Origin of the sequence: Flavobacterium sp. (assembly GCF_049318325.1) — a bacterium.
In the GTDB taxonomy this organism is placed as follows: domain Bacteria; phylum Bacteroidota; class Bacteroidia; order Flavobacteriales; family Flavobacteriaceae; genus Flavobacterium.
The window spans coordinates 1-11,003 of record NZ_JBMOGQ010000074.1 but is presented as its reverse complement, the minus strand read 5'-3'; the positions used below and the strand labels follow the sequence as shown (position 1 = coordinate 11,003).

Below are 11,003 nucleotides of genomic sequence, written 5' to 3'. Positions count from 1 at the left end.
ACTCCTTTAGTTTGCGCAATTGTCTCTAATTGGGCTGGTGTCGGAGTTGCATTTGACATCACTTCAACTGGCTCGGAAGTTTCAATTTGATTATTTGATAAAGCATTATTCATTGTTGGTTTAACTACATTATTTAATGCAAACTTTCCAACTTTGCTATTGGCAATCTTTGTTGCAAATTTTACTGCTTTACCATTTTTAACCTTTGTTAATACCTTACCCAAATTACTGTTCATCAGCTTACTAGCTATACCCCCACCTGGAACAAAAGTCATGGCTACTGATGCAATGGGAGCAACTTCTTTACCCACTTTAACAGCATTTTTGATAGAAACATTCTTAAGCCGCACGTTCCTTTTTAGGAATTTGCCAATTTTTAGACCTCTATTTAAGCCTGCGTTTAATCCAGTTTGTTCTTCTAATATTAACATGGTTTCTTATTTAAAATGGAAATCTCTTTTTTGTATTATTTACTTTCTTTACAGCTCCCCTTAATCCTCTTTTGCTTCCAAAAACACTATTAATTTTTACATAGATAGTATAAGCTCCTCCCTGGCTGATAGATTTATGAGCAACAGCTTGATTTTCAAGCGAAATCAACATGTTCTTTGCTTGCTGCGCATTTCTTGCGAAATCATATAATTCATAAATCTTTTGCGATGGCTTTTTTGTAACATACCAAGCTCTTTTTTTCAGTGCTGGACAATTAAGCCCAACATGTGGTAGTTTCTGGTTCATAAAAACATCTTTTTTTTCTGTGTAACTAGGCTCTTTATTACTTTGTATTGTACCGTCAATAATGCAATAACCATCGTCTAAGGTTCCGCTAGTTTGATTAAGAGGTGCAGCTACATAAACATGGGTAAATTGTTTAGGGTTGAACTTCGGTTGTTTGATCTGCCTGATGTAATGCTTAATACCTAAATTCATCAAAACCGAACTGGCAAAAATTGAATAGCTTTTACAATCAATTCCTTCACGGCGGTTAAACCAACTATTTGCAGGACTTCTCAAATTCTGTGTTACTCCATCTGCTTGATACTGGATATCATAGTAAAGGAAATAATGAATCTTTTCACATGTCTCCTGAATCGTTTTTCCTTTTAGTATTTGAGATAATTTAGTAACCTGCTTGTAGAAAGTTTCTACCCACACTTTCATCATCGAAACAGAATAAAAAGTATCGCCTTTTTTGAGTTTTACTTTTTGTCCTTTTGGTTTTTCAATTAGGTGACTAAACTCATCTCCATTATTTATCCTTCGCTTTAGAATTAGGTTGATCTCATCTTTTGTCATTTTCATTTCCTAACATTCATGAGCAAATGTTGGAAATAAAAAAACCTCGCCTTGAAGTAGGGCGAGGTATTGTGAGGTATTGAAAAGATTTCTTCGTTTTTGTAAAGTATTCTCTGGTAACATTTTAATTTGCAATCAATCATAGTTCTCATAATGATAACCTTTTGGCAAACCGTATGTTTCTACAAATTCAATAAACTCTAAATGAGGTATTATCTTGGTGTCTTTTGATATATTCCTCTCATTCAGGATTTCATTAATCTGCTTTCTGATTTTAGCTTCGCTAAACTGATCGCAATACATCTGAATCAATTCCGATTTCGTAGCTGAATATGGAAGAGGCTTTTTGTTGTTTTTGTTCATCAATCGTTTCTTTGAGGTTAAATATCCTTTCTCAAATCATTTATCCTGAATAAAATTTTAAAAACTCTATCCAATAAATATTTTAAAATTTGGTTTTTACCCTTAAAAATAAAGTCAAAGAATTGCAATGGAGCTGTACAAATGATTGCTAAGCATATCGTTATTGCCAATACATTCAGATAAATTATTTTAAAGTGGTTTTTTATTTTCATTGCTGGCGGTTTAAATATTGACTAGCTTTTCATGAATTATATCAGAAATAGTTTGCATTACAAATCCCCGTTCTTGTGTTCTCTGATCTCTATCCCATTGACAGCAAAAAAGAAGAATGACTGATTGCGTTGGAGTAAGAATAATGTTGTACACCTGTTTTTTACTTTCAATTTTCTTTCTAAAAACATAAAACATACTTTGAAGTGTGTCAATTATGATGATATCATTGCAATAACATTCATAATCCTTGCAATGGGATATATTATCTACTTTGTTTCGGATAAATTTTAGCACTTCAGATTGCAATACCTCAATGTCTGCTATCTTTATTTTTTTTAGAACTATTTTCATTTTGTTATTTTAGTTAGCGTTTATCAGGCGTAATTTTATCGAATGCTATAAGGTTTAGCATTCCTCTTAATCTTGACCTTATTCGATTCCCGTAAGCTGTTTCTATTTCAGAAGCAGAAAGGTTTGTAGTTAAATGTGTTTGCACTTTTTTTGAAATGAATAAATCATATCTCGAAAGGATAATTTCTGCCATTACATTACACTCATTGCCATAATATTTTAAGTTTTGCTCAACTCCTAAATCATCAAAACAATAATTTTTACATTCGGTTTGAGAATAACTACCACGACTGTAACGATGTATAATTTCATAACCCTCTTTGATAAATTCAAAGCTTATGTCCCGACAAGTTTTTAGATAAAATCTGTTGTTTGGTTTAGTGACATATTTCATCAAAGAAATTAAAGTTGTTTTGCCACAGCCTACGGGTCCAGATAACAAAATACCCTTGGTTAAGTCAATTCCATATTGATTTGTTTTCATTTGATCATTCAAAAAATAGGCCACAAGTTTTGTGATGTTGAGCGTGTCCTGTTCTCTAAAATGAAATTTTTCTCCATAGTCCTGTTTGCCTTTCTGTTCCAACCAAGCTAGAATTTCTGGGTAGTTGTACTGTAAATTCATAGTTGATTATTTTACAAGGGTTCTGCATAGTCTTTGTCTTCTTGGGTGTGTAAATTATTGGCTGTTGGTTGTACTTTGGTTGAAGGTAAATTGATGGCAAATTTGGAAGTTGTAAGCATCCAATTTCTAGCAGCTGCATGCCAATCTTTCATCTTGTTTTTCCCTCCTACAAGCCAACCTGTACTTGTGTAATAATTAAAAAAGCGTTCTGCTTCAATCTCTGGGTATTCCTGAAGTTTAAAATATTCCTTAACCAATTCTAAACTTGGGTTTTCTTTTTTTTTGGCGGAACTTTTTTTTTCTTTCTCATCATTTTCTAAAAATTCATTTTCATTTGAACTTTCAAAATTGCTTTCAATAGATATGTTTTTATTGTTTTTAAATGTTTGTTTATTATTATATATATGCGGTTCATTAACTTGTTCTCTAGCCTGCCTATTAGGCGGGTTAATTAATAAACTCGTGCGTTCAATCAATGAACTGCCTTTCTGGATATTGCCGTCCGATAGATTGTACATTACAATTTCGGTACCTAAATATGGATTATAGGATGGTTTATACTCAATAAAACCAAGTAATTCCAATTCCTTAATGCACTTGTGATAGGTTGCCTTTGAAGCAATTCTACTGGCTTTCATCATTTCTTCCCTCGAAATTGTAATCGGGTTCTTAAACCTGTTTACATTCCAACTTTGAAACAAAGCCAAATACAAGCCGATATGAGTAGGATAAAGGATTTCTTCACTTGAAATGCAATTGAAAAAACCTGTCAGATGCTTAATGTAATTCATTGAAATGGATTAACATTATCTAATAACTTCAGCATTGTTTTGCTGTTTATTGCCATTCAAAACTTTTTCAATGTCAGAATAGCTATAATACATAATACCGCCTATTTTGGTAAAGGAGAGCGTTCGATTAATGCGGAGATTTTGTAAAGTGCCGGGAGAAATATTAAGCAATTTTCGGACTTCATTTGATTTAAGCCATTGCTTAACCTGTTGCGGTTTGGCCTGAATGATTTCTTTTAAATCATTGAGAAGAAGACTTCTGAATTCGTTTAAGTCTTCGATGGTAATAATTTGTACTGCCATAACTTGTGTTTTAAATTGTTATGGTACAAATTTGATGGGTTTGAAAATTTTTCTTTCACAACGGAGGTCGCGTTGTGAACGATTTTTATTTAAATAACTTCATCTGAGTTTTCCATCCTTTTTAAAAGATGGTCATTTAATGTCGTGATAAATTTTGTTTTATCACTCTTTCTTGCCCTGATTTCAAGGAATGCACGACGATATTGTCCTAAGTCGATATCGAAAATATGTTCAAAGTATTCAGCTATTTCTTTTAAATCTGCGGATCCATTATTAAACACTCCTTCGGTATGGAGCGCGTACATTAGTTCAACCAAGGCTACTTTTGAGCCTGTCCAGGTCATTTTTACGTTCGGTTTGCGTTGTGATTTTTCGGTATTTTCTTTGTTTTCCAACATAAGTAATTGGTTTTCTATGTATAATTCGACCAGATCATTTGCAAGTATTTTGGCGATTTTAAAATCGTGCGAGGTTGCAAATGTTTTGTCTGTTTCAAAATAGTAGGCATCTAATGCCAATTTGATATCGAAATTGTTTCTTAGAAAGTATTTATAATCTAAATAGGTGCTTCCGGAACGATAATATTGGTAAAATTCCAACTCGTTATCGAAAAAGTTTTTTAGTTTTTGGAGTTCGTTGTTGTAGTATTTTTTGAGTATTCTGTTGCCTCCGTTGGGCTTTTTCATCTCTATTTTGAAAATTCTATTGTAGTAAACAAGCTTAGAGGTGAATTGTGGTTTTATTTCTTTGAAGAATTGAATTTCTTCAGTTTCGGTTTTGAAATTGGTTTTGATTACCGATTTTTTGAGTTCGGTTATGGATTTTAGAATTATAGTAATGGCTTGTTCACACTTCTTGATTTGGTCATCAATCTCTAAATCAATGAAATTGAGTTGCTCATTGAGGTTATGAAGTAGTGTGGTGAATTTTGGGTTCAAGAGTGATAAATTGGAAATTAGGAATTACGAATTGAGAGTTAGAATTATTTGTAGGTTTTGGTCATATTTATTTGTTTAATTCTAATAAATAATTGAAATACATAGGGTTGGATTTAACTACCCCATGATGGGAATCGCGCGGTAGCGGGTGGGATCCTTTTTTTTTAACCGATTAATTATAATTCGGTGGACTATTGATAGTTTTCATATATTTCGTTTTCAAATTACATTTTATGGATCTTTGTCTCCTTAATTAAGAATTAAAAATTAGTAATTAAGAATTAGGTTTTAGCGATATATTTGAGTTGTGAATTAATTTTCCGATGTCAAGAGACCTTGGAGAAATTGGATTAGTTTGTAATTATGTTTTTCTTATTTCTTGCATTATTTCTGGTATTTCACTGTAAGTATCAATCCAAATTGTTTTAATTCCAAAAGACTTCAAATCATTTTCTTCAAAGGATTCAATAATCTCAACAAGTGTATTGGCAGTTTCTTCTAATTGTAGTGATGCTTTAGACTTTTCGTTTAAAAGATCAGCTTCATTATTTAATAATAAGCTTAAAGCTTTTTTTACATCATCTACTTTATACTTAATTTTAAAAATAAAGTGATAACCTTTTTTGGTTGTTCTCTGTTGGTTTGCTATATCGAGTAAACGTCTTGTATTTGGGTCAGTTAGAGAAGTTCCTATGAATAAACAGTTGTTTTCCCTAAATTTATTTATCTGAACTATATTATTCCAACTATATGTATCTGTATATTGTTTATGATAAACACTTTCCCCAAATGTAATTTGATTTGACTCTGACAATTTCGCTTTTTCAGGCAAATAACCGTGAACGTGATAAATTGGAAGTTCCCCAGTTTCGACATCCATTCCATTACCATAAATTGATTTGTATGGTAAATCTAAACTGCTTTTTTGAATATTAAATTCAAGAATGTCGTCAAAATTATAAGTTATAATACTATTTAAGTTTGGACTTTTACCAGGAGCGATACAATATCTAATAATTTCGTCCATTAATTTTGATTTTGTTTCCCTTTCAATCTCTTGATACAATATTTTTCTTACTTCTTCTTCAAATGAAGTTTTGTTACTCTCGAAATATTTTTGCAAATATCTACCTGCAATTAGTGGACTTGGGTTGAAAATTTTTGTAAACAATTTCGACAAAATACTTGAGGTATTTTTCTCCTTTTCAAGTGTTGTCATCATTAATTTTTGTAATAAAATATCCCAAGAAGGTAGTCCAAAAGACATTGAAACTCCTGCCCCCAGGACTAAAACTAATTTTTCTTTCTTGTAATTCTGTTTCAATTCTCGGATTATTTCAGTTCTATCAGTTTTACTAGAGCTATGAACTAAGCTATTTCTAATCTTTTGAAGTATTTCAGAATAATTTCCTTTACTTTCTTCGTAAAAATACTTTTTAAAATATTCATTTACTTTAGATTTAATATCATCTGAATAAACTGGAATTGAAATTCTAGAATATGATTCAATGAAGTCTTCTGCGGATTTTAAATTTTCTGATTCATTATCATTTGTATAAATTATTTTTTTTGCCATACAAGGTTTGTTTTAATTACACATTTTTAATTGATTAATGTCATGAATGATATGTAGTTTTTATAGTAATTTATTATATTTAATTATTCACACACCCCACAACTTCCGCCATTTTTAGCGCAGTGTTTACAGTATTTGCAGTTTGTGCAGGCGCTGCAATTTTTGGAACCGGTGCATTTTCTACCGGCGTTCTTGTAGATAGAGGCTCCTGTTGATACCAATACTAGCATTGACGTGATCAGGATTGTTTTTTTCATATTGATTGCAATTATTTGGGTCGGGGTTGCCAACCGCGGGTGTGTTTTTATACTCGTAGCATAGACTTAACTCTAATGCAGTTATGGTTTGCATGGTTAGCTTTACAGCTAATCCTCTTTTGCTATTTGGTGCCGATAATGAAATGTTTTGCTTGGCAGGGATGTTGTTGAATATTAGGTTTTCTGTTCTGTAAATCCCTCCATTCTTTTTAATGTAGTCTATTGCAACCGTAACTTGATCTAGGGTATAATTGGTATTGTTGGTTACGATTACATCTAGATTTGAAATGCCTTCAAAAGTGCTTACTGTATATTGGTTAGTAGTTACTTGAATTAGGTTAGTAATGTTGTTTCTAGTATGCATTTTGAAGGTATCGCTTTCAAGATTTGGATTGTCAGGATTGGAGTTGTATTCTGAAATTACTTTATCCGCGATGGTTAAAAAAACCAATAGACTTATTGTTATAACAAGGTATTTGATAAAATTGAATTTTTCGGAAACTATTTGACTACTGTTGAAATTGTAATTTGGAGGAGATGGAGAACTTAATAGTGTAATTTTTAATTCGTCAATTTCACCTGCTTTTTTCCATTCGTTCCAATCTTCAGACCAAACTAGAGTCTCTTTGTTTATTTTTTGTACTCTGAGTTCTTCCTTATCGAAAGGACCACTGTTTTCTTGACCGTTATGTAGGTAGTATTTTTTCACTTCGTAATTATAATTTACATAATGACAAAGTTGTCTCAAATGCTTTGTAATTACAATCCGTATTTATACGTATAATTATACTTGTTATTACTCCTATTCATTTGTTTTACGCTTTTATTAATTATAATTTTATATACGTATAAACACGTATTTTTATACACGGAAGCACCACTTATTTTTGTTTTATTAATTTTTAAAATCACATTCAATTATGAATTTAGACCCAACCACAGGTAGTATTATTTCTGAAGAAGAGGCAAAGAAAATGATTGCCCTATTTGCCGAAAAATTCTCTAATCAAACAGTATCGTCTTTTATAGGAGGCGATAATGTAAAAAAAATATTGGAACAAGAAGGATGTATAGGGATTCGTATTTATAATGGCTATGATGAAGTAGCACAAAAAATAAGTTTGGTTTTGGTAGGTGTTAACAAAGAGGAAGAGGATATCTTGAAAAATGGCATAATTTATGATAGAATGGCCACATGTCCTCCAGCATGTCCCAATCCTAAAGTTGGATTAGTTTAAAAAAAAAATATTAATTTTGAGTAAAACCTATCTTATTACAGATAGGTTTTCTTCTGTACAGCTGTTATGTTTTTATTGTATTTTGTAATTATTTTTGGCATAATTCCTTTACTCTACTATTTTATTGCAAAGAGCAAAAATACTAGAGAACTAAAACCTATAATTCCGTTTATTACCTTGATATTTGTATCGAGTGTGTATGAATTTTTTGGCACACTTGTTTTAGAATGGAATGTTTCTTATTGGTTTGTTTTTTTCGAGGTATTAGCTTTTTTATGTATCTATTATTTTTACTTTGAAATTCTACAAAAACAATTTTTGAAACTGTTTTTACTTGCCTTATTTCTTTTTTTGGGGTTTTGTTTGTATTTAAGTTTAAATTTCAAAATTGAAGATTTTTTTATTATCACTTCTTATATAGATATATTTCTTACTATGTTTATTCTTTTCTTTACAATTATATGGTTTAGAAAATTAATAATTGATGCCTACATAGAAAACCTCTTAGATAATAGTGCCTTTTATTTTATTTCGGGTTTCGTTTTATATTATTGTGGTACCTTATTTTTATTTTTACTTAGTAATCATTTATACAAATTAGATTCTAGTACATTTCAATCGTATTGGTTGTTGAATATACTTTTAAATTTTGTTTTGCGAACATTATTGCTTGTTGGTTTATGGATGGCACGAACGAGGTAAAATCGATATTTTTCATTGGAACATTTTTGATGTTATTTTTAGCATTATGTTTACTATTTATGGTTTTGTTTTACCAACGGCATTTGACTAAAATCAAGAAAAAGGAAACCGAATTGTTGCTAAAAACGGCATTGAAAAGTGAAAAGAAAGAGCGAAAACGAATTGCGAAGGATTTACATGATGCTATACAGAGTGATTTGAATGCTATTAGGAATTATGTTTTTTTATTTTCTAAAAAAAATCGAACTACAGAAACTCCGGAGTTATTGGAAGCCATAAAATCCTCTTTGGAAAAAGCTATTGAGAATACACGTTTGATTTCTTATCAATTGATGCCTCCTTTGCTTGAAACATCTGGATTTAATTTGGCTTTGCGAGATTATTTTGAGCAGTTGAGTGCTTCGACAGGTAAAGATTTTAAGATTGACTTAAATCTGGAGGATAATTTGGTTTCTGATAAGATTTCTTATGAGTTGTTTCGTGTGGTTCAAGAATTGACTTCGAATATGCTAAAACATGGTTCTATTACTTATTGTGTTGCTCGATTGAGTTGTACCCCTACGGGTGTATGTTTTGAACTTATAGATGATGGTATTCCTTTTGATTTTATAACGGCATATAGACACGCTAAAGGGACAGGGCTTAAAAATATCAAATCACGCTTGCAAAGTGTAGCTGCTCAACTGGAGCAAAAAAATATTGAAAAAGGCAATTATTACATTATTTCTCTATCTGATTAATTATGACAAAAGTTGCTTTAGTTGACGACCATCAGCTGTTTAGAAAAAGTTTATCGCTGTTATTGGATTCTTTTGAAGGTGTCTCGGTAGAATATGATACGCATAATGGTTTGGCTTTTTTAAAATATTTGATGGAATATGATATTGATGTATTATTGTTGGATTTAGAAATGCCCATAGTGCATGGTTTTGATGTGTGCAAACAAGCAAAATTAATTGATCCTTCTCTTAAGATTATTATATTATCACAACTCACTTCGAAAGAAGCAGTACATCAAGTAATGGAGATGGGTGCGAATGGTTATTTCACTAAAAACACTTCGCCAGAAATGCTTGAAAACGCTATTCAAAATGTAATGGATAAAGATTATTGTTTTGATATGGCTTTGAGTTCGGTTATAAGAGAAGCCTTATTGTGGAATAAAAAGCGACATGTTTTTTCAGATTCACCATCAGTACATTTGACACCTAAAGAAATCGAGATTATCAAATTGGCAACACTAGAAAAATGCAGTAAGGAAATTGCCGATGTACTCAATATTAGTAATCGAACTGTGGAAAAGCACCGCAACCATATTATGGAAAAAACTCAATCTAAAAATTTTATAGGCGTTGTTTTGTATGCACTTAAAAATAAAATTATTGAATTAGAGCAAATTTAATCATACACTGTATAGTCATTAAAATACATACAATAAACATCCATAGTTTTCATAAAAAACTTACTGTATGATTTATTTAAATTTTCAAATAAAAACCTCAAAACTTTAGTCCTTTCTCTTATTAAAAAATACGTATTTACACGTATTGCTTGACGTTATACTTACCGTTAGTTTTAGAAATTTAATATCTGAAATTTAAAACGTGTATGGCATTTGATTTTACTATAACAAGCAATGTTTTATCTACTGGTAGAACAACTTATAGCGCAAAATTATCCGGTGGTAGTGACCCAAAGTTTATTATTGGTTATAAAACTTATTATGAGGGGAACTTAGGATTGTTTAATACCAGCTTAGCTGAAGGGCAAATCTATAAGCCCGAAGACTATATAAGCAAATATGGTTTTTGGTCTTACTTCATCTACCCAACCGCTATGGCGGAAAGTAAAGGTTCTTTTAAATGTTTAAATACTTATGACAGAGCAAAATTTACTTTTGGTTTTATGCAGTATGCAGCGCATGTGCCTAATGGCGATTTCATAGTGTTTTTCAAAAGATTATTGCAATTGACTAATGCCAAGAATTACTTTCCAAAATTGGTATTGAAAGATAATCGAATTTACTACCTATCAACTAGTGGAATACTTTCAGAGTTAGAGAATAATTTATCATCTCAGCATTTCATGGATTATCTTAACCCTACTACAAATGATATAGAAAATCAAGAGTTACTATGTTCTGCTAGATTAGTTCACTGGGCAAGTAATGATATATGTCATAGAAATTTGCAGGTTGAAGTAGCTACTACTCTATTTAAAAATAACATGAAATCTTATCATGAGCGTTTCAATTTAGACAATGCTCCTGCCGAAGTTTGTTTAATGATATGTGATATTAGACATCAAGGTCGTTCAAGCAATAAGAGAATAGCTGCCGCACTTGATACCA

Annotated in this window: 14 protein-coding genes; 4 read left to right on the top strand and 10 right to left on the bottom strand. The window is 31.2% G+C overall.

Translation table 11 applies throughout. The annotated features are described in order from the left end of the window. From ACOYLP_RS07775 to ACOYLP_RS07730, 10 genes are all read right to left on the bottom strand, one after another. The coding region (locus tag ACOYLP_RS07775; RefSeq protein WP_422855611.1) for a hypothetical protein at positions 1 to 431 on the bottom strand (431 nt) is incomplete at its 3' end. 10 nt (positions 432 to 441) lie between these two features. Further along, positions 442 to 1,302, bottom strand: a complete 861-nt coding sequence (locus ACOYLP_RS07770) for a transglutaminase-like domain-containing protein (protein WP_422855610.1) — start codon at positions 1,300 to 1,302, stop codon at positions 442 to 444. Between the two features lie 129 nt (positions 1,303 to 1,431). Next, positions 1,432 to 1,659: a hypothetical protein gene (locus ACOYLP_RS07765; RefSeq protein ID WP_422855609.1), complete on the bottom strand. Its 228-nt coding sequence runs from the start codon at positions 1,657 to 1,659 to the stop codon at positions 1,432 to 1,434. Between the two features lie 222 nt (positions 1,660 to 1,881). Beyond that, a complete protein-coding gene (locus ACOYLP_RS07760; protein WP_422855608.1) occupies positions 1,882 to 2,223 on the bottom strand; it encodes a hypothetical protein in 342 nt (113 codons plus the stop codon). Between the two features lie 13 nt (positions 2,224 to 2,236). After that, positions 2,237 to 2,848, bottom strand: coding sequence for an ATPase (locus ACOYLP_RS07755; protein ID WP_422855607.1), 612 nt, complete (start codon positions 2,846 to 2,848; stop codon positions 2,237 to 2,239). Positions 2,849 to 2,859: 11 nt separating this feature from the next. Beyond that, positions 2,860 to 3,639, bottom strand: a complete 780-nt coding sequence (locus ACOYLP_RS07750) for a transcriptional regulator (protein ID WP_422855606.1) — start codon at positions 3,637 to 3,639, stop codon at positions 2,860 to 2,862. A gap of 15 nt (positions 3,640 to 3,654) precedes the next feature. Next, positions 3,655 to 3,942, bottom strand: a complete 288-nt coding sequence (locus ACOYLP_RS07745) for a helix-turn-helix domain-containing protein (RefSeq protein WP_422855605.1) — start codon at positions 3,940 to 3,942, stop codon at positions 3,655 to 3,657. Positions 3,943 to 4,031: 89 nt separating this feature from the next. After that, entirely contained in the window at positions 4,032 to 4,880 is an 849-nt protein-coding gene (locus ACOYLP_RS07740) for an RteC domain-containing protein (protein WP_422855604.1), read from the bottom strand. A gap of 361 nt (positions 4,881 to 5,241) precedes the next feature. After that, positions 5,242 to 6,456, bottom strand: coding sequence for an SIR2 family protein (locus ACOYLP_RS07735; protein ID WP_422855603.1), 1,215 nt, complete (start codon positions 6,454 to 6,456; stop codon positions 5,242 to 5,244). A 180-nt stretch (positions 6,457 to 6,636) separates the two neighbouring features. Beyond that, positions 6,637 to 7,422 carry a DUF4339 domain-containing protein gene (locus ACOYLP_RS07730; protein WP_422855602.1) on the bottom strand — a complete coding sequence of 262 codons (786 nt, stop codon included), beginning with the start codon at positions 7,420 to 7,422 and terminating at the stop codon, positions 6,637 to 6,639. Between the two features lie 211 nt (positions 7,423 to 7,633). Here ACOYLP_RS07730 and ACOYLP_RS07725 point away from each other — a divergent pair, with 211 nt between their 5' ends. From ACOYLP_RS07725 to ACOYLP_RS07710, 4 genes are all read left to right on the top strand, one after another. Beyond that, positions 7,634 to 7,951, top strand: a complete 318-nt coding sequence (locus ACOYLP_RS07725) for a hypothetical protein (RefSeq protein WP_422855601.1) — start codon at positions 7,634 to 7,636, stop codon at positions 7,949 to 7,951. A gap of 680 nt (positions 7,952 to 8,631) precedes the next feature. Beyond that, positions 8,632 to 9,393 (top strand): sensor histidine kinase, encoded by a 762-nt coding sequence (locus ACOYLP_RS07720; protein ID WP_422855600.1) that lies wholly within the window; start codon positions 8,632 to 8,634, stop codon positions 9,391 to 9,393. Between the two features lie 2 nt (positions 9,394 to 9,395). After that, positions 9,396 to 10,055 (top strand): response regulator, encoded by a 660-nt coding sequence (locus ACOYLP_RS07715; RefSeq protein WP_422855599.1) that lies wholly within the window; start codon positions 9,396 to 9,398, stop codon positions 10,053 to 10,055. 206 nt (positions 10,056 to 10,261) lie between these two features. Continuing rightward, the coding region (locus ACOYLP_RS07710) for a hypothetical protein (RefSeq protein WP_422855598.1) at positions 10,262 to 11,003 on the top strand (742 nt) is incomplete at its 3' end.

Bases quoted from the DNA above. Each gene is read 5' to 3' on its own strand.
- ACOYLP_RS07725 (WP_422855601.1), top strand. From the start codon at position 7,634: ATGAATTTAGACCCAACCACAGGTAGTATTATTTCTGAAGAAGAGGCA.
- ACOYLP_RS07745 (WP_422855605.1), bottom strand. From the start codon at position 3,942: ATGGCAGTACAAATTATTACCATCGAAGACTTAAACGAATTCAGAAGT.
- ACOYLP_RS07755 (WP_422855607.1), bottom strand. From the start codon at position 2,848: ATGAATTTACAGTACAACTACCCAGAAATTCTAGCTTGGTTGGAACAG.
- ACOYLP_RS07760 (WP_422855608.1), bottom strand. From the start codon at position 2,223: ATGAAAATAGTTCTAAAAAAAATAAAGATAGCAGACATTGAGGTATTG.
- ACOYLP_RS07765 (WP_422855609.1), bottom strand. From the start codon at position 1,659: ATGAACAAAAACAACAAAAAGCCTCTTCCATATTCAGCTACGAAATCG.
- ACOYLP_RS07770 (WP_422855610.1), bottom strand. From the start codon at position 1,302: ATGAAAATGACAAAAGATGAGATCAACCTAATTCTAAAGCGAAGGATA.
- ACOYLP_RS07735 (WP_422855603.1), bottom strand. From the start codon at position 6,456: ATGGCAAAAAAAATAATTTATACAAATGATAATGAATCAGAAAATTTA.
- ACOYLP_RS07720 (WP_422855600.1), top strand. From the start codon at position 8,632: ATGGATGGCACGAACGAGGTAAAATCGATATTTTTCATTGGAACATTT.
- ACOYLP_RS07750 (WP_422855606.1), bottom strand. From the start codon at position 3,639: ATGAATTACATTAAGCATCTGACAGGTTTTTTCAATTGCATTTCAAGT.
- ACOYLP_RS07715 (WP_422855599.1), top strand. From the start codon at position 9,396: ATGACAAAAGTTGCTTTAGTTGACGACCATCAGCTGTTTAGAAAAAGT.